The following is an 18,668-nucleotide window of genomic DNA, read 5'->3' on the forward strand; positions in this document are numbered from 1 at the left end:
CTCACATCAAGACTTGGCGGATTCTTCATACGGGGTTTAGGCGGCCGTTGGGGTTGTATGGGCGGGTGTTTGCGGTGGTGCGGGGGTTGGTGTTTTTGGCTGCGGGTGGGACTTTTGAATAAGCCTCTATGTCTACCACCATTAACCGCCGCGGTCTTGTGCGCGGCGCAGCCTGGGCAGCACCCGTTGTTGTGGCCACCGCAGCTGTTCCTGCCTACGCGGCATCCTCTCTGGTCTGCCCGACTGACTATATGCTCAACAACCCGGTCATAGACCAGGAAGTATCGGCAGACACTGTAGATGGTTACTACATTGTTCTGTTTTCTTATGCCTTTACTTCAACAGGTAACTACAACACCATTACCTTTGTCGCGAGCGATGAAGTATCGGTTTTTCAGTCATACGATGCTCAGAACTACACCATCGGTTCAGATAGCCGCACCATTACTGTTGTCAATGATGGTGCTCTTGATGCACTTGGTTTTGATGTATACGTTAAGGTTCCTGCGTCCAAGGTTATAGAAGCAGGATCTACTGGCGGTTACACCACCTCTGTGAATTTCACTATTGATGGTGAATGTGCAACTAGCGATGGTTTCTCGGAGTTCAGTGGGTCAAATACTATCCGTAACTAGATTATGGATTTGCAAAGAGGTGGGCTATGGGCTCACCTCTTTGTGTTGTTCAGAGTCCTAGTGTGGCACTTAGCCCCGTGAGCAGCGCTGAGAGGCCTATATTAAAGGCTTCATCCTGGGGGGTGTCTCCCAGTGCTTTGTAGGCCTCTGCCATGGTGGGGTGTTCGGCGGCGTGGTTGCCGGGGTTGAAAATATCCACGGGTGCATGCAGGTCGGTGGCTGCCCCTAAGAGGAAAGCCTCGATAGCCTCTACGGTGAGCAGGGCTTGCCTGGGGCTCATGCCGAAGGCGGTAAAGGCAGAAGTTACCTGCTCATACATGGCCAGGGTTGCAGGTGCCCTGCGTACCGGCGTCACCGCCAGCGTCATCACGACCGCGGGTGCCACTGAAAAGGCCTGTCGATACGATCTAGCCCACCGCTCGGTTGCCTCCAGCCATAGTGCCCGCGCCCCCAGGGAGCTGACGGTTCCGCCGCGAATCTGGGTGGCGGCGTCCTGCAAAGCCTGTGTGTCGATGCTCTGCGCCACCTGGTCCGAAATTGCCGCCAAAACCTCATCGCGCGAGGCCACATGGTTGTAGAGGGAAGATGGTGCGACCCCCAATGCCCGCGCCAGCTTCGCCATGGTGAAATCACCCTCTGTAGCCATGAGCTTCTGAGCGGTTTCGGTGATTTTATCCGAGGTCAGTAAGGACGCGCTGGGGCGGCCGGCATTGCGCGGTGAAGTGGGAGTAGGGGTCATGAATATAACGGTAGCACTGTGCCAGTAGGCGGGTGCTGATGAGGTGTGAAGCTGCCCCACCTATATATTTTCGTAAGGTACTTCACAGGCATTAGGGTTCAAGCTACACTAAAACGAACGGTATTCGTTTAGTGTAGCTAGCGCTGCAGAAAGGCTGAGCACCATGGCTCCCCAGGAAATTACCCGCGATGTCGTCATTATCGGCGCAGGCCCCTCGGGTCTTACCGCCGCCTACCGTCTGCAGCAGGCCGGGCACTCGGTTGCCGTCCTCGAAGCCCGCCACCGCGTCGGTGGCCGCACTTGGAATGGCGACCTTGATGGTGCCTTTATCGAAATTGGTGGCCAGTGGGTTTCCCCAGATCAGACTGCTCTCAAAGCCCTACTCGACGAGCTCAACCTCAAAACCTTCTCCCGCTACCGCGAGGGTGACTCCATTTACAAAACCCTCGATGGTCAGGTCAAGCGCTACTCTGGCGACATCTTCCCTGTTGATGAAGCCACCAAGGCCGAAATGCTGCGCCTCATCGACATGATGGACGAAATCGTCGCCGAAGTTGGTGCCGAAGCCCCCTGGGCCCACCCCCGCGCCAAGGAGCTCGACTCCGTCAGCTTCCGTGAGTGGCTCAAAACCAAGACCGATAACGAAGAAGCCCTCAACAACATCTCCCTCTTCATCGCCGGAGCCATGCTGACCAAGCCCTCTCACGCTTTCTCAGCCCTGCAGGCTATTTTGATGGCGGCCTCCGCAGGTTCTTTCTCTAACCTGGTCGACGAAAACTTCATCCTCGACAAGCGCGTGCTTGGCGGTATGCAGAAGGTCTCCCTCACCCTGACCGAAAAGATCGGCCACGAGAACATCATCCTGGGCCACCCCGTGCGCGTGCTGCGCTGGCAGGAGGAGGGGGATTACCCCGTCCTGGCCGAAGCTGAAGACTTCACCGAGGACGGCGTCGCCAACCCCGATGGGGCCGTGAAGGTTCGCGCCAAGTACGCCATCATGGCCGTCCCGCCCAACCTCTACTCCCGTGTCTCCTATGTACCTGCCCTGGATCGCCGCCAGCACCAGATGCACCAGCACCAGTCGCTGGGCCTGGTTATCAAGGTGCACGCTGTCTACGACCGCCCCTTCTGGCGCGAGAAGGGCCTGTCTGGCACCTCCTTCGCCTGTGACAACCTGGTGCAGGAAATCTACGACAACACCAACTACGATCCGGCTACTGGCCAGGAAGAAGAGCGCGGCACCCTGGTTGGCTTTGTCTCTGACGAAAAGGCTGACCGCATGTTCACTCTCTCAGCTGAGGAACGCAAGCGTGCCATCCTTGAATCCATGGCAGAGATGCTGGGTGAAGAGACCCTGAACCCCATCCGCTACTACGAATCCGACTGGGGGGCTGAAGAGTGGACTCGTGGCGCCTACGCCGCCAGCTTCGACCTGGGCGGCCTCTCTCGCTACGGTGCCTACCAGTCAGACCCTGTTGGCCCCATCCACTGGTCTTGCTCCGACCTGGCAGCTGAAGGCTACCAGCATGTTGACGGCGCGGTTCGTATGGGTGAAAAAACCGCCGCTATGATTAGCGAAAAACTCAAGGGATAAAACATGCGTTACGTTGTCGGCTATTCTCCCTCGTCCCGGGGGCGGGATGCGCTCAATCTGGCGGTTGCTCTCGCCTCATCGCTGGGTGCTGAGCTTGATGTGGTCTATGTGCTCAAGCAGCAAAACCCGCGCCTAGCTGCCCCGCGTTCTAACTTCGGAGCCATGTTGCAGGAGCAGGCTGTGGGCTGGCTTGAGGAGGCCCAGCAGCGGGTGCCCACCAGTCTCAAGGCCCGTTTCCACCTGCGCCAGGCGGAGTCCACCGCAGCCGGGCTGATGGAGTTCGCTAGCGCTATCGGGGCCGGTGCCATCATTGTGGGTGGTGCTAAGACCGGTGGCTGGCTCTTCCACTCCATCGGCTCAGTAGGTAATGCCCTGCTGCACCGGGCTTCAGTGCCGGTGATTCTTGCGCCCCACAACTACGATGCGGCTACCCATATCACCCAGATTGACTGTGCGGTTTCCCCCGATATCGACTCGATTGGCCTGGTGGAAGAAGCTGTGGCTACCTGCAACCGCACCGGCCTTGCGGTGCGCCTGGTGTCCCTCATCGAGGACGCCGCCGCTGACGGTTCTGCTGCCCGTGAAGCTGAGGAGGGTGTGCGGGACCTGCTGGAGCAGTCCTCCCTGGTACCCGAGCGTCCGGACCTCATCACTGTTGCTGTCGGGCACGGCGCCAGTGTGCCTGATGCCGTGGAATCGGTGGACTGGTCTGCCGGGTCCGTGCTCATGGCTGGGTCGTCTAAGCTGGCTCAGCGTGGGGAGCTTTTCTTGAGTTCTAACACCGCCAAGATTCTCACCCGCCTGCCGATTCCCCTGGTGGTTGTTCCCCGCGACTATTCGCCAGGACGCCGCGGCTCGGCTCAGGAGCCCTGGACCGGCTCGATTCCCGTGGTGGGTCGCTAGTTCCTCATGGGTGTGCGTGCGCCGCGCTGCTCGATGCCTACTCCTTGGGTGGGTGTCGGGCAGGGTGGCGCACCTTGCATTCTGGGGCGGTTGCTGTGTAAAAATTTCGTTACGCACTTCACAAGAACCACTTAAGGTTGTAATCTAACTAACTAAACGAATGATGTTCGTTTTACTGTTCTGCTTGCAACCTCTGAAGGTGATAGTGAAAAGGAGTCAGTGATGACCCAGACCCCAGCTACCTCGGGAGCCAAACCCCACGGCTCCGTCGACGTCAGCGCCGCCAACAAAAAAGGCCTCTCCTCGGGTAACGTCACCCTCTTCTCCTCCATCATCATCGGCATCTCCGTTGTAGCTCCCGCCTACTCCCTCTCAGGTGCCCTCGGCCCCGTCGCCGCAGAAGCCGGAATCTACATGCCCGCCATGTTCCTCATCGGCTTCATCCCCATGCTCCTGGTCGCCATCGGCTACCGCGAACTCAACGCCGCCATGCCAGATGCCGGAACTACCTTCACCTGGACCACCAAGGCCTTCGGCCCCTACATCGGCTGGATGGGCGGCTGGGCCCTGCTGGTTGCCACCATCCTGGTGCTCTCCAACCTGGCCGGCATCGCCGTTGACTTCTTCTACCTCTTCCTCTCCCAGGCCCTGGGCAACCCCGACATCGCAGACCTCGCCTCCAATAACCTGGTCAATATCGCCACCTTCCTCGCTTTCATGGCCTTTGGTTGCTACATCACCTACCGCGGCCTGGATGCCACCCAGAAACTCCAGACCGTCCTCATCATTTTCCAACTGATCGTCCTGGCCCTCTTCTCCGCCGTCGCCCTCTACAAGGCAGTCACCGGCACCGGCTTTGCTAACCTGACCTTCAGCTTGGAGTGGTTCAACCCCTTCGGCATCGACTCCTTCTCAACCCTGGCTGCTTCCATGTCGCTGGTCTTCTTCCTCTACTGGGGATGGGACGCTGTGCTCACCATGAATGAAGAAACCGAGGGTAAGCACACCACCAGCGGAACCGCTGCCGTCGGCACGATTCTGACCATCGTCGTCCTCTACCTTTTCCTCTCCGTCGGCACCCTCTCCTTCGCGGGCACCAGCGAGGACGGCCTGGGCCTGGGGAATCCCGACAACCAGGAAAATATCTTTGCCGCCCTCTCCGGCCCCGTGCTCGGCTCCCTGGGTATCCTCATGTCCATTGCCGTGATGGTCGCAGCGCTTGCCTCCCTACAGTCCACCGCTGTCTCCCCGGCCCGCACCCTGCTGGCCATGGGCTACTACCGGGCACTGGGCCCCAAATTCGCCCGACTGTCGCCCAAGTACCAGGCACCCTCCTACGCCACTATCGCCTCCTGCCTGATCGCCAGCATCTTCTACGTGGCCATGCGCTTTATCTCCACCTCGGTACTCTGGGACACCATCGCGGCTCTCAGCCTCATGGTCTGCCTCTACTACGGTGTTACCGCCTTCGCCTGCGTCTGGTACTTCCGCAAGACCTCCCTTAAGAGCGGGGCTCGCAACCTCTTCAACCAGTTCATCTTGCCCCTTATTGGTGGCATCATCCTGGTGGTCTTCTTCGCCCAAACCTTCGTTGATTCCATGGACCCCGCCTACGGCTCCGGCTCAGAAATCGGTGGTATCGGCCTGGTCTTCATCCTCTCCCTGGTCCTCCTTGCCCTCGGTGTTGCCGTCATGTTCTACCAGCGGGTCAAGCGCCCCGACTTCTTCGCAGGCCGAGTACCCATGGACGTTGAGCACATGCTTGACCTGCCCGAATAAGCTCCGCCCCGGGGCGGGCGTCCGCTCAGGGCGTGTGAGACAGGCTACCTGCCGACCGGTAGGGGGCGTAAGATAAGCAGAAGAATGGGTCTAATGACGCACCCATCACATATATAGTTCACGAAAGGTGCACACCGGCTATGACCGTAGATGTGAAAGAACTTTTGGCAAAGGTGCCTACCGGCCTACTCATCGATGGGCAGTGGTGTGAGGCTTCCGATGGGGGAACCTTCGACGTTGAAAACCCCGCCACCGGTGAAGTCATCGCAACCCTGGCCTCCGCCACCGAAGAAGACGCCCTCGCCGCCCTCGACGCAGCCTGCCGGGCAGAAAAAGAAGCCGGTGAGCACGGTTGGGTCGCCACACCCCCGCGCGAACGCGCAGAGATCCTGCGCCGCGCCTTCGAACTCGTCACCGAACGGGCTGAAGAGTTCGCCACCCTCATGACCTTAGAGATGGGCAAGCCCTACGCCGAAGCCCTCGGCGAGGTCAAATACGGCGCTGAGTTCCTGCGCTGGTTCGCCGAAGAAACCCCCCGCCACTACGGCCGCTCCCTCGACATGCCCGAGGGCACCCTGCGCATGATCACCCGCCGCAAGCCCGTCGGCCCCTGCCTGCTGATTACCCCCTGGAACTTCCCCCTGGCCATGGGCACCCGCAAGGTCGCCCCCGCCATCGCAGCAGGCTGCACCATGGTGCTCAAGCCCGCCCGCCTGACCCCGCTCACCAGCCAGTACTTCGCCCAGACCATGCTCGACGCTGGCCTGCCCGCCGGCGTCCTCAACGTCGTCTCCTCCAAATCGGCAGCAGCTATCTCCGAGCCCATCATGAGCGATTCCCGCCTGCGCAAGGTCTCCTTCACCGGCTCCACCCCCGTCGGCAAGGACCTGCTCAAAAAGGCTGCCGACAACGTGCTGCGCACCTCCATGGAACTGGGCGGCAACGCCCCCTTCCTGGTCTTCGAGGACGCCGACCTCGACCAGGCTGTCGCTGGCGCCATGGCTGCCAAAATGCGCAACATCGGCGAAGCCTGCACCGCCGCCAACCGCTTCATCGTGCACGAATCCCTAGCCGAAGAGTTCTCCCGGAAGTTCGCCGAAAAAATGGGCGAACTTAAGGTCGGCAACGGCCTGGACGAAGGCGTTACCTGCGGCCCCCTCGTCGAAAAGAAAGCCCAGGACTCCATGGTTGCCCTCGTCGAGGACGCCGTCGCCAAGGGTGCCCGCGTACTCACCGGCGGCGAAAAGGGCGAGGGTGCAGGCTACTTCTTCAAGCCCACCGTGCTCGTTGACGTACCCCTCGATGCCCGCGTCGCCCGCGAAGAAATCTTCGGCCCCATCGCCCCCATCTTCACCTTCAAGGACGAATACGAGGCCTACGCCCTAGCCAACGACACCGAATACGGCCTGGCCTCCTACGTCTACACCGAATCCATCAACCGCCTCTACCGCGCCAGCGACCATCTAGAGTTCGGCATCATGGGCTTCAACGCTGGTGTGGTATCCAACGCGGCTGCCCCCTTCGGTGGTGTCAAGCAGTCCGGCATGGGCCGCGAAGGCGCAGCCGAAGGCATCGACGAGTACTCCTCCATCCAGTACATCGGCATCCGCGACCCCTACGCCAACTAAAACCCCAAACCCCGCGGACGCCCACCCCGGCGCCGTTGCCCCAGTGCGGGCGTCCGCACCCCAACTTTTTGTAGTTACACAAAATCCATCACTAAAGGAACCCTCAACCATGGCCGACATCGCCTACCGCCTACCTCAGCAGATCAGCCTCAAGGGCACCGTCCCCGGCCCCAAATCCGCCGAACTAGCCGCCCGCCGCGCCGCCAACGTCCCCGCCGGTGTAGCCTCCACCCTGCCCGTCTACGCAGCGGACGCCGACGGCGGCGTCATCGTCGACGTCGACGGTAACTCCTTCGCCGACCTCGGCTCCGGCATCGCCGTCACCTCCGTCGGCGCCTCCGCCCCCAAAGTCGTAGACGCCGTACGCGAAGCAGCCACCCACTTCACCCACACCTGCTTCATGGTCACCCCCTACGAAGGCTACGTAGCCGTCGCCGAAAAACTCAACCAGCTCACCCCCGGCGACTTCGACAAGCGCACCGTACTCTTCAACTCCGGCGCCGAAGCCGTCGAAAACGCCGTCAAAATCGCCCGCGCAGCCACCGGCCGCAACGCCGTCGTCGTCTTCGACCACGCCTACCACGGCCGCACCAACCTCACCATGGCCCTCACCGCCAAGGCCGCCCCCTACAAGAAGGGCTTCGGCCCCTTCGCCCCCGAGGTCTACCGCGCCCCCATGAGCTACCCCTACCGCGACGGTGATCTAGGTGGCAAGGAAGCCGCTGCCCGCGTCATCAACATGATCGAAAAGCAGATCGGCTCCGAATACGTTGCCGCAATCCTCATCGAACCCATCCAGGGCGAAGGCGGCTTCATCGTCCCCGCCGAAGGCTTCCTGCCCGAGCTGGTCACCTGGGCCCGCGAAAAGGGCATCGTCTTCATCGCGGACGAAGTCCAGGCAGGCTTCTGCCGCACCGGCAGCTGGTTCGCCTCCGACCACGAAGGCATCGAACCCGACCTCATCACCACCGCCAAGGGCATCGCCGGCGGTATGCCTCTCTCCGCCGTCACCGGCCGCGCCGAACTCTTCGACAAGGTCCAGCCCGGCGGCCTCGGCGGCACCTACGGCGGCAACCCCGTCGCCTGCGCCGCAGCCCTAGCCGCCATCGAAACCATGGAAGAGTGGGACCTCAACGCCCGCGCCACCCGCATCGAAGACATCGCCCGCGAAAAGCTCGGCCCCCTCGTCGACGAACTCGACATCGTCGGCGAAATCCGCGGCCGCGGCGCCATGTTCGCCGTCGAATTCGTAGCAGACTCCGACTCCAAGGAACCCCACGCCACCGCCGCCAAAGACATCGCAGCAGCCTGCGCCGAACACGGCGTCCTGATCCTCACCTGCGGCACCTACGGCAACGTCGTGCGCCTGCTGCCCCCGCTGACTATCAGCGAAGAGCTCCTGGGCCAGGCCCTGGACATCTTCGTGGAAGAAATCCGCAAGGTCGCGGGGAACTAATCACCTGTTTTGTACGGGCAGGGCAGGTGCCCCTCTATCGGCTAACCTTCTCGAGCTCGCGCGGGGCGCTCGCTCGATTCATGCCAGACCCAGCCAGCCGACTGCCGGGGCACCTGCCCCGCCCCAACCTACAAACACAAAGGAACTAAACCCATGAGCTACCGACTTGAAGACCCCACCACCGGCGAGGTGCTCGAAACCTTCGACACCCTCACCGACGAACAGGCCGTCGAGGCTGTAGAGCGTGCCCACGCCGCCTACCTTTCCTGGCGCACCACCAGCGTCGAAGAGCGCGCCGCTATCGTCAACCGCATCGCCGAGCTCTTCGAAGAGCGCAAGCAGGAACTGGCCGAAATCATCTCCCAGGAGATGGGTAAGCCCATCTCAGAAGGTATCGAAGAAGCCGAATTCTCCTCCGCTATCTTTGCCTACTACGCCGGAATCGCTGCTGACCATCTCAAAGACGAGCCGATTCCCTCAGAGACCGAAAACTCCGAGGCCTACATCCAGCGCAAGCCTCTGGGCGCCCTGCTGGGTATCATGCCCTGGAACTTCCCCTACTACCAGGTCGCCCGCTTCGCTGCCCCCAACCTCATGCTGGGCAACACCATCGTGCTCAAGCACGCCGAAATCTGCCCCAAATCAGCGCTCGTAATCGCTGAGATTATGAAGGACGCCGGGCTGCCCGAAGGTGCCTACGAGGCAGTTTTCGCTAGCCACGACCAGATCGAAACCATGATTGGTCACCGCCACATCCAGGGTGTCTCACTGACCGGCTCCGAACGCGCTGGCGCTATCGTTGCCGGTATTGCCGGGCGCAACCTCAAGAAGGCCGTACTCGAACTGGGCGGCTCCGACCCCTACATCGTGCTCGACACCGACAACGTCGCTGAAGCCGCCGCCACAGCCTGGGGCTTCCGCATGTACAACACCGGCCAGGCCTGCAACTCCAACAAGCGCATGATCGTCATGGCCGACATCTACGACGAGTTTGTCGCCGAACTCGTCAAGCTGGCCGAGGCCATGAAGCCGGGCAAGCCCGCTGAGGCGGACGAGACCACCTACATGTCCCTCTCCTCCCGCTCGGCAGCCGAAGGCCTCAAGAAGCAGCTCGACGAGGCCGTTGCCGCCGGTGCCACCCTGCGCGTCGGTGGGCAGCTGCTGGACGATAAGAGCGCCTACCTCTCCCCGGCCGTCCTCACCGATGTGCCTGTTGGCTCTGAGGTCTACTACCAGGAGCTCTTTGGCCCCGTCGCCACCGTCTACCGGGTAGAGAGCGATGAGGAAGCCATTGAGTTGGCCAACAACACCCAGTACGGTCTGGGTGGGGCTGTCTTCTCGCAGGACGAGGCTCGCGCCCGCCGCCTGGCCCAGCAGATTGACGCTGGCATGGTCAACGTCAACACCCCCGCCGGCGAAGGTGCCGAAATCCCCTTCGGCGGCGTGAAGAACTCCGGCTACGGCCGTGAACTCGGCCCCTACGGCATGGACGAATTCGTCAATAAGCGCCTCTACTTCGTCCAAAAGTAGCGCCGTACAATAAACATACGTTGCAAGGACGCAGCCGCCCGCCACCCTGCCCCCGGCAGAGTAGGCGGGCGGCGGCGTCCTTAAAAATTCCCAGCGCACCCAGCGCGCACCCCTAGGAAAACACATGACACAACCCCACTCACCCTACGACGACGCGGTCTCGCCCGAGACCTCCGTCGGCATGCGAGTCAACCAGCACACCGCCCCACCCATCACCGGGGACGCCACCGTGCGCAAACTCCGCCCCCGCCACGTCACCATGATTACCCTCGGCGGCATTATCGGCGCCTCCCTCTTCGTGGGCTCCGGTAACGTGATTCGCTCCGTCGGCCCCGCCGCCCTCATCTCCTACCTCATCGGCGGCCTGCTGGTCTTCCTCGCCATGCGCATGCTGGGCGAAATGGCTGCTGCCCGGCCCGCCATCGGCTCCTTCATGGAATACGCCCGCGTAGGCCTGGGCAACTGGGCTGCCTACCTGGTCGGCTGGCTCTACTGGTACTTCTGGGTCGGCGTGCTCGCCTATGAGGCGGTACTCGGTGGCGAAACCATCGCGGGCTGGTTCCCCGGCGTGCCCGCCTGGGCCGCCTCCCTCGTCCTTCTCGCCATCTTTGTGGGCACCAACCTCATCTCTGTGCGCACCTTCGGTGAAGTCGAATTCTGGTTGGCCTCCATCAAGGTGATTGCCATCGTGGTCTTCTTGGCCGCCGGTCTGCTCTTCGCCCTTGGCCTGTGGCCCGACTCCACTAACACCGTCAACTACCTGTGGAGCCATGGCGGCTTCGCCCCCAACGGTTACGGCATCGCGCTCACCGGTGTCGCCCTGGTGATCTTCTCCTACTTCGGTACCGAAATTGCCGTCATGGCAGCGGCCGAATCGGAAGACCCCGCCAAGGGTATCCGCCAGGCTTCCTCGACCGTTATCTGGCGCATCCTGCTCTTCTTCGTCGGCGCTATCGCCGTGATCTGCATGGTGATTCCTTGGGACGAACTGCCCGAACCCACCAACGTGTCGGTCGCCCCCTTCACCCTGGTCTTTGAGCGCCTGGGCGTGCCCGGGGCCTCGGTCATTATGCAGCTGGTTATCTTCACCGCCGTTATCTCGGTGCTGAACTCCGGCCTGTACTCTGCCTCCCGCATGGCAGCAGCCCTCTCCCAGCAGGGCTTCGGCCCCGACCTGCTCGCTAAGAAGTCCCGCCGCGGCGTGCCCGTCTACGCCCTACTGGCATCCACCATCGGCGGCGTCATTGCCTCCATCGTGAACTTTGCCGCCCCCAACTCGGGTATCTTCGAGTTCATCATGAACTCAGCGGGCCTGGTCGCCCTCTTCGTCTACGTCTTTATCGCCCTGACCCAGTGGAACATGCGCCGCAAGATGACCCCCGAAGAAGTTGCCGGGCTCAAACTCAAGATGTGGCTCTTCCCCTGGCTCAACATCGTGCTCATCGTGGGCATTCTCTTCGTGCTGATCGTGATGCTGGGCAGCGAGTCGGGCCGCACCCAGGTCTACACCTCGCTCATTGTCACCGTAGCCATGCTGGCCCTGTGGCCCCTGGCCCGTAAGAAGGTGGCGGCGAAGAGCTAGATCGCCTTTGCAAGGTATTCCCAACCCCACGCCCTGTCACGAAATTGCGCGGACGCCCGCAGCGGTTTGTGGCAGGGTGTGGAGTTGGGTGCCTTAGCGAGGGCAGCCTTGTTTTTTATATACCCCTGGGGGTATTATCTCTAGGGTGAAGAAAGAGAAAGAGGAACTGTGCTGTTAGCTCTTGCAGGCGGCCTGGCTATAGGTTTGCTCATGGGTGCCCTGGGCGGGGGTGGGGCTATTTTAGCGATTCCCCTGTTGGTCTACGGGTTCGGGTTTAGCCCGGCCCAGGCGACCCTAGCTTCCCTCGTAGTCGTGGGTATTGGTGCTGTCGCCGGTGTGCTGACCCAAGCCCGCTCTGTTGACTGGCGTCGCGGCGCTTTCTTTGGGGCGCTTGGTTTGGCTGGCGCCTACAGTGGTCGAATGTTAGCCCATGGCCTCGATGGGCGGCTGCTCCTGCTGGCCTTCTCTACCCTGTTGCTGGTAGTGGCCAGTCTAATGGTGCGCAAGGCACGCAGAAGCTCTGTGCGAGCCCAGGGTATGAACGCCACCTCCCGCCCCTCCGCCTTCCGGCAGGGCGCTACGCTGATGGGGGCGGCTACAGGGGTTGGCTTTTTGACCGGCTTCTTTGGTGTGGGTGGCGGTTTTGCTATCGTGCCCGTCCTGACTCTCATCTTGGGGCTCAGCATGGCAACTGCTGTGGGGACATCCCTGCTCGTTATCCTCATCAACAGCCTCGTTGCCCTCGCCCTGGGAGCTGGGGCTCTGCCGTCCTTGGATTGGTCAGCGCTCGCACCCCTGCTGGCTGCAACTGTGGTGGGTACCCTGGTGGGTACCTGGGGCGGCAAGAGGCTGCCCCAGCGGGCCTTGCAGATGGTTTTTGCTATCTTCCTTTACATTGTTGCGGTCTACATGGCAGCTACCACTCTCGTTGAACTGATGGCATAAGGAAAGGAAAAAATATGTCAGATACTACAAGCGTCCTCCCCTCCACTCTTGAGGTGCAGCAGTTGGCACAGAACATCAAAGACTCTCATGTGGCCCTGCTGCTCGATGTGCGCACCGCAGCGGAATACGAGGGTGCCCATATTCCCGGGAGTGTAAACGTACCCCTGGCTCTGATTGAAAAGCATCCTGAAGAACTGAGCGCCTTTATCGATAATGAAGCTGTCATTATCTGTCGTTCCGGTGCTCGCGCCACCCGCGCCCAGAAGCTCCTGGCTGGGGCTGGTGTTACCCGCACCAGCGTTCTGACCGGTGGTATGGAGGCCTGGAAGAAGGCAGATCAGCCAGTCAATGTGGGCCCGGCCCGCTGGGATCTCGAGCGTCAGGTGCGCCTGGTTGCGGGTTCTCTGGTGCTGGGTGGGGTAGCAGCTAGCACCATTTTCCCGAAGGCTAAGTACCTGGCCGGTGCCATTGGTGGAGGCTTGACCTTTGCTGCAGTCAGTAACACCTGTGCCATGGGCGCGGCGCTCTCCAAGTTGCCCTACAACAAGGGTGGGGATGTGACCCTGCGCGAAGCCAAGCGTCGCCTGGCTGCCACTGGTGCCCCTCAAGTGAGCTAGGCCCCGGTTTGGTGTAAAGACGCCGCACCCCGGTTCTCGCCCCGCACCTTGCTGGTGCTGGGGTGGGAGCCGGGGTGCGGTGTTTTGATTTGTGGGTGGGGCCTAGGCCAGGGAGAGGAACATTTTCTCGAGCTGTTCGGGGGTCATCTCGGGCTTATCTGAGGTAAGGCACTGCTGGAGTCCGCTGGCGACCACGGCAAAGCTGGCGCGGTCGACCGCTTTAGAGGCGGCGGCGAGCTGGGTGACGATTTTTTGGCAGTCATCGCCCTCTTCGAGCATGCGAATGATGCCGTTAAGCTGCCCCTGGGCGCGCTTGAGGCGGTTGATGACGGGTTTCATTTCTTCCGGGTTGAGTTGCATAGCTCCTGCTTTCTAGTAAAAACTTTCTCTCTATTATACCCCCGGGGGTTTATTTTCGGGTGGGACTCTGGTATCTTTTAAATACCCCCAGGGGTATTTTTTAAACGAGTGTTACCGAAAGGACCTACCGTGCTCTTTGAACGCATTTACGAAGAAGGCCTTGCCCAGGCCAGCTACTTTATCGGCTGCCAGCGCAAGGGCGAAGCCATCGTGGTCGATGCCCGTCGCGACATCCAGGTCTACCTCGACCTCGCCGCCAAAAACAACATGAAAATCGTGGCCGCCACCGAAACCCACATCCACGCCGACTACCTCTCCGGAACCCGAGAACTGGCGTCCGCAACCGGCGCCACCATGTACCTCTCCGGCGAAGGCGGGGACGACTGGCAGTACGACTTCGACGGCACCCGTCTCTACCACGGCGACACCATCCAGCTAGGTAAAATCACCGTCACCGCCCAGCACACCCCCGGCCACACCCCAGAGCATCTTTCCTTCCTTATTACTGATGGCGCTGTGGCTGATGCCCCTGGCTACATGCTCACCGGCGACTTTGTCTTCGTCGGCGACCTGGGTCGCCCCGACCTGCTTGATGAAGCGGCCGGCGGCGTCGATACCCGCTTTGCCGGTGCCCGCGATCTGTTCGCCAGCCTCAAAAATGTCTTCATGCCCCTGCCCGATCACGTACAGGTGCACCCTGCTCACGGCGCAGGCTCCCCCTGCGGTAAGGCTCTCGGTGCAGTGCCCTCGAGTACCGTCGGCTACGAAAAGGCCTACGCCTGGTGGGCCCCCTACGTACGCGACAATGACGAGCAGGGCTTTATCGACGAGCTGCTCAACGGCCAGCCTGACGCCCACGCTTACTTTGCCCGCATGAAGAAGGAAAACCGGGTCGGGCCAGCCCTCATCGGCTACCCCGCTCCCGAGCCCGCTGAACTTACCGCAGCTCAAGTGGCAGAAAAACTTGAGACTGATGAGGTAATCTTCGTTGACACCCGCGGTCAGAACGAGGTGCACAGTGGCACCGTAGAGGGTTCCCTGAACGTTCCGGCAGGCCCCCAGGTATCTAACTTCGCCGCCTGGGTCGTGGACCCCGAACGCGAAAGTCGTCCCCTGGTCGTCCTCGCCGATGCTGAAACCCAAGCAGTTGACCTGCGCGATGCCCTCTACCGGGTAGGCATCGATACCGTGCGCTACTACACCACCGACATCGAACCCCTGGTGAACTTCACCTCGCCCCTGGTCACAGTGGACGAGCTGGACGCCACCGACCGCGACGCCCTGGTCGATGTGCGCGCTAAAAACGAGTACGCCGCAGGCACCATTCCCGGTGCCCAGCAACTTTCGGGAGGTTCAGCCCTCTGGCGTCTTGATGAACTGCCCGCCCCCGGCTCAACCTTGCTGACTTTCTGCCAGTCCGGCGTTCGCAACTCGGTGGTTGCTAGCGGCTTGCGCAGAGCCGGTTACACCGTGCTTGAGCTAGAAGGCAGCTACGCCGCCTGGGCGGCGCAGAACTAGCCGGGTGCGGGCCCACCTACTCTTAGGAGTTAGCGCGGGTGAGCGCGGCGGCGACGTCGGCCAGCAGGGCGGGCACGTCATCCTTATCCATCATGACCTCCAGGAAAACCAGCTTGTCGCGCGTGGCCTGGGTCAGGGCGGTCGCTTCCAGTAGCTCAGCGGCGGTGGTCACGCGCAGCATGAGCACGTCGTCCTCGGTTGCCCCCAGCGCTGCCGGGATGAGCTGCCAGTTATAGCGGCGAATATCGTTGTAGGGCTGGGTGGGGCCGTGAATGGCACGCTCTACCGTGTACCCGTCATTGTTGATCAGCACCACTACCGGGTTGGTCTTCTGCTCCAGCATGGTGCCGATCTCCTGGAAGGTCAGCTGCGCCGAGCCGTCGCCAATGAGCAGGACGCCGCGCGCACCCCGGTCTGCGATGGAAGCCCCCAGCATGGCCGGCAGGGTATAGCCGATCGAACCCCACAGGGGCTGGCCGATAAACATGGAATTCTCGGGGAAACGGCGGGAGGCCATGCCGAAGAAGGAGGTGCCCTGGTCGGCCACCACAATGTTGCCCGGTGACAGTTCGCGGGAGAGCAGGGACCAGAGGACGTCCTGGGTCAGCGGGGCGGTCATGTCAATGTCTTCGTGGGTTTCTTCATCCCAGGGCAGCAGCTCCTTGGGGGTTGCGCCGACCTCGCGGGCGACCTCCCGCACAATATCCAGGGCGGTATCGAGTGTGAGCGGGGCGTAGGTCTTCCTGCCAATCTTGGCGGTCTGGGCACCCAAGAAGACCGTGTTTTCGGGGAGGTTCTGGGAGAAACCTGCGGTGGTGGTGTCGGTGAAGGTCACGCCTGCACAAATTAGGGCTTCTGCCTGCTCCACGGCGTCCTTGGTGCGGGCAGACGACACCACCCCGGCGTAAATACCAGCAAAAGCCGGCTTGGACTCGTCCACCAGGGTCTTGCCCCACATCAGGGTGGCGTAGGGCAGGCCGGTTGCCGCCAGCATCTCGGTCAGGTTAGCCTGCGCACCCATGCGGTGAACCAAAAGGTCAGCAAGCACCGTGGTCTGCTTGCCCGCCAGCACTTCAGCCAGGTCAGCGCGGAAGGCTTCAACAGCACCGGGGGACGAGAGGGCCTTGGGCACCTCCAGCGGGCCGCTCGGCGGGGCCACCTCAACCCGGGCAACGTCGGTTGCCAGCAGAATGTAGCCGGGGCGCTTCTGAATCATCATCTCGCGCAGCACGCGGTCAATTTCGGCGGTAGCGGTGGCGTGCTCAAGGTTAGCAACCGCGCAGGACACCTCAGAGGCCATACGAATAAAGTGGGTGAAATCGCCATCACCCAGGGTGTGGTGCATGGTCAGGTGGGCGGCCTGGGCGTCCTTGGACGGGGCACCCACGATATGCAGGACGGGCACGTGCTCGGCGTAGGAACCGGCCGTTGCGTTAATAGCGGAAAGCTCACCCACACCGTAGGTGGTCACCAGGGCGCCGATACCGCCTACGCGAGCGTAGCCATCCGCCGCGTACCCGGCGTTGAGCTCATTCGCGTTGCCCACCCAGGTCAGTTTCTCGTGCGCAATCACATGGTCGAGGAACTGCAGGTTAAAGTCGCCGGGCACACCGAAAATATCGGTGGCGCCCAGGGAAACAAGGCGGTCAAGCAGGTAGTCGCTGACGGTGTAGGTCATGGATGGTGTCCTTATAAATCTAAGAAGAGGAGCAAGGGGTCTTTTGCATGAGATACCTGCGGGGTGTTGCCGGTATCACTTCTATAAGAATGTTAGCGGTGGATAGTTCTACGCCCTCATGTTTTGGGTGGAAAAGGTTCTAGGTTAAAAGATTTTTTACAAAAGCTCCCAGTACTGCTTTCGGGCCTTCATGGAGTGAATGACAAGTTCATTCCCGCTATCAAAGATAAGAACAACGAGCTCAAGCAATCTGCCATTAGTGTCGAATCCCAGGCGCAACTCCCTCCAGGGGTTCTCTTCGTCTAGGGCCTCTGAGAAGACGTACGTTTGGGCGGCTGCCAGGGTATCTTCTGCTGGTATTCCATGTTTGAGAGCGGAGTGGTGAACTGAAATCATGCATCAACCCAGGCCTGGACAGCGGCGCGGATAGCTTCTGAACGGTTAAGATGCTCAACCTCAGCTTTATGTAAGAGGGCTGCAAGGAGCTCCTCCTCCATGCGGACGGGAATGACCGATGCAGGAGCGCTCCCGAGGCTTGGGCGGCCACGTTTCTTAAATCGTTCTACTGCGTAACCCGCTTCAGCCTCGTCAGCCCAGGCTTGAATCTGCTCTTCTGTTACCGGGGTGCCGTTGATAGTTTCCATATAAATATCGTAATACGAAAATGCGTGCGAGAGTATAGTGGGTTTTATGACACAGCCAGACATTCTCGGCGCCCCCTACACCGCCGAAACCATCGACCTGGGCCGCGACGCAGAAGGCCCCATCGTTGCCACCCTCGTCCACCGACCCGCAGGCGCCGACGGGGCGGACGCGGCCCCCCAGCTACCGGCGTCCGCGCAGGGGAAGGGCGGGGTGGCACAGCCCGCCGTGCTCTACCTGCACGGCTTTGTGGACTACTTCTTCCAGAAGGACCTCGGCGACTGGTGGGCAGCCCGCGGCCACGACTTCTACGCCCTTGACCTGCGCAAATATGGGCGCTCCCTGCTACCGGGGCAGACCCCCTTCTACACCGAAAACCTCGACGACTACTTTGAAGACCTCACCGCCGCCTGGAAGCTCATCACCGGCCGCGACGGGCACCAGCAGGTTATTCTCATGGCCCACTCCACCGGTGGCCTTATCGCCTCCCTCTGGGCCAGCCGAACCGCCCCGCCCGAGCTGGCCGCCCTCGTCCTTAACTCACCCTGGCTCGACCACTTCAACAACCCGGTTGAGCGTGCCCTCATGACCGGGTCGGTGGCGGCGCTCGCGCGCCTCAAGCCGCGCACCATCGTGCAGAAGGAGCAGGAGGACGCCTACGCCCGCTCCCTGCACGCTGAGCACGCAGGAACCTGGCAGTTCAACACCGCCTGGAAAACCCTCAACTTCCCACCCGTCTACGCGGGCTGGCTGGCAGCTGTGCGCCGGGCCCACCGGCAGCTACAGCGCGGCCTCGACATCCAGGCCCCCGTTCTGCTGCTAACCTCGGCCCGCTCCGGCAAACTCACAAACCCCACCGACCGCCACGACTTCGACGCTGTGCTCAACGTGCAGGGAATCCGCCGCTGGGGCCTGGGGCTGGGTAGGGACGTCACCAGCCGCGTCATCGACGGTGGAACCCACGACCTCGTCCTCTCACCCGAACCCGCCCGTACCGCCACCTACCGGGCTATCGGCGAGTTCATCGACTGCCTCTAGGTAGCCCAGCCTGGCCTCACCGGC

Annotated in this window: 17 protein-coding genes; 12 read left to right on the forward strand and 5 right to left on the reverse strand. The window is 61.5% G+C overall.

The window, feature by feature from the left end:
* Positions 1-128 precede the first annotated feature (128 nt).
* On the forward strand, positions 129-635 hold the full coding sequence (locus L6762_RS07640) for a hypothetical protein (RefSeq protein WP_237186490.1): 507 nt from the start codon (positions 129-131) through the stop codon (positions 633-635).
* Between the two features lie 49 nt (positions 636-684).
* Here L6762_RS07640 and L6762_RS07645 read toward each other — a convergent pair whose 3' ends face one another.
* A complete protein-coding gene (locus tag L6762_RS07645) occupies positions 685-1,374 on the reverse strand; it encodes a TetR/AcrR family transcriptional regulator (protein WP_237186491.1) in 690 nt (229 codons plus the stop codon).
* A gap of 163 nt (positions 1,375-1,537) precedes the next feature.
* Between L6762_RS07645 and L6762_RS07650 the strand changes: the two genes are divergently transcribed.
* The 9 genes from L6762_RS07650 (at position 1,538) to L6762_RS07690 (ending at position 13,408) form a co-directional block, all read left to right on the forward strand.
* On the forward strand, positions 1,538-2,968 hold the full coding sequence (locus L6762_RS07650) for a flavin monoamine oxidase family protein (protein WP_237186492.1): 1,431 nt from the start codon (positions 1,538-1,540) through the stop codon (positions 2,966-2,968).
* A 3-nt stretch (positions 2,969-2,971) separates the two neighbouring features.
* A complete protein-coding gene (locus L6762_RS07655; RefSeq protein WP_237186494.1) occupies positions 2,972-3,871 on the forward strand; it encodes a universal stress protein in 900 nt (299 codons plus the stop codon).
* Between the two features lie 222 nt (positions 3,872-4,093).
* Positions 4,094-5,650, forward strand: a complete 1,557-nt coding sequence (locus tag L6762_RS07660; RefSeq protein WP_237186495.1) for an APC family permease — start codon at positions 4,094-4,096, stop codon at positions 5,648-5,650.
* A 140-nt stretch (positions 5,651-5,790) separates the two neighbouring features.
* Positions 5,791-7,278: an NAD-dependent succinate-semialdehyde dehydrogenase gene (locus L6762_RS07665; RefSeq protein WP_237186497.1), complete on the forward strand. Its 1,488-nt coding sequence runs from the start codon at positions 5,791-5,793 to the stop codon at positions 7,276-7,278.
* A 109-nt stretch (positions 7,279-7,387) separates the two neighbouring features.
* Positions 7,388-8,734 (forward strand): 4-aminobutyrate--2-oxoglutarate transaminase, encoded by a 1,347-nt coding sequence (gene gabT / locus L6762_RS07670; protein WP_237186507.1) that lies wholly within the window; start codon positions 7,388-7,390, stop codon positions 8,732-8,734.
* Between the two features lie 153 nt (positions 8,735-8,887).
* Positions 8,888-10,264: an NAD-dependent succinate-semialdehyde dehydrogenase gene (locus L6762_RS07675; RefSeq protein ID WP_237186509.1), complete on the forward strand. Its 1,377-nt coding sequence runs from the start codon at positions 8,888-8,890 to the stop codon at positions 10,262-10,264.
* A gap of 124 nt (positions 10,265-10,388) precedes the next feature.
* On the forward strand, positions 10,389-11,846 hold the full coding sequence (locus tag L6762_RS07680; RefSeq protein WP_237186538.1) for an amino acid permease: 1,458 nt from the start codon (positions 10,389-10,391) through the stop codon (positions 11,844-11,846).
* Between the two features lie 168 nt (positions 11,847-12,014).
* A complete protein-coding gene (locus L6762_RS07685; protein WP_237186540.1) occupies positions 12,015-12,791 on the forward strand; it encodes a sulfite exporter TauE/SafE family protein in 777 nt (258 codons plus the stop codon).
* A gap of 14 nt (positions 12,792-12,805) precedes the next feature.
* Positions 12,806-13,408 carry a rhodanese-like domain-containing protein gene (locus tag L6762_RS07690; RefSeq protein WP_237186542.1) on the forward strand — a complete coding sequence of 201 codons (603 nt, stop codon included), beginning with the start codon at positions 12,806-12,808 and terminating at the stop codon, positions 13,406-13,408.
* A 102-nt stretch (positions 13,409-13,510) separates the two neighbouring features.
* On the opposite strand, the gene L6762_RS07695 is transcribed toward L6762_RS07690, so the two are convergent.
* Positions 13,511-13,768, reverse strand: a complete 258-nt coding sequence (locus L6762_RS07695) for a metal-sensitive transcriptional regulator (protein WP_237186546.1) — start codon at positions 13,766-13,768, stop codon at positions 13,511-13,513.
* Between the two features lie 129 nt (positions 13,769-13,897).
* On the opposite strand from L6762_RS07695, the gene L6762_RS07700 reads away from it, so the two are divergent.
* Entirely contained in the window at positions 13,898-15,286 is a 1,389-nt protein-coding gene (locus L6762_RS07700) for an MBL fold metallo-hydrolase (protein ID WP_237186552.1), read from the forward strand.
* 22 nt (positions 15,287-15,308) lie between these two features.
* On the opposite strand, the gene L6762_RS07705 is transcribed toward L6762_RS07700, so the two are convergent.
* From L6762_RS07705 to L6762_RS07715, 3 genes are all read right to left on the reverse strand, one after another.
* A complete protein-coding gene (locus tag L6762_RS07705) occupies positions 15,309-16,964 on the reverse strand; it encodes an alpha-keto acid decarboxylase family protein (RefSeq protein ID WP_237186554.1) in 1,656 nt (551 codons plus the stop codon).
* A gap of 156 nt (positions 16,965-17,120) precedes the next feature.
* A complete protein-coding gene (locus tag L6762_RS07710) occupies positions 17,121-17,360 on the reverse strand; it encodes a toxin (RefSeq protein ID WP_336603591.1) in 240 nt (79 codons plus the stop codon).
* Complete coding sequence (locus tag L6762_RS07715; RefSeq protein ID WP_083091871.1) at positions 17,357-17,608, reverse strand: ribbon-helix-helix protein, CopG family; 252 nt, start codon at positions 17,606-17,608, stop codon at positions 17,357-17,359. The genes L6762_RS07710 and L6762_RS07715 overlap by 4 nt, the downstream gene beginning before the upstream one ends.
* A gap of 46 nt (positions 17,609-17,654) precedes the next feature.
* Here L6762_RS07715 and L6762_RS07720 point away from each other — a divergent pair, with 46 nt between their 5' ends.
* Positions 17,655-18,644, forward strand: coding sequence for an alpha/beta hydrolase (locus L6762_RS07720; RefSeq protein ID WP_237186564.1), 990 nt, complete (start codon positions 17,655-17,657; stop codon positions 18,642-18,644).
* Positions 18,645-18,668: the final 24 nt, after the last annotated feature.

It is taken from the genome of Rothia nasimurium (assembly GCF_928381705.1).
GTDB classification, from domain to species: domain Bacteria; phylum Actinomycetota; class Actinomycetes; order Actinomycetales; family Micrococcaceae; genus Rothia; species Rothia nasimurium_G.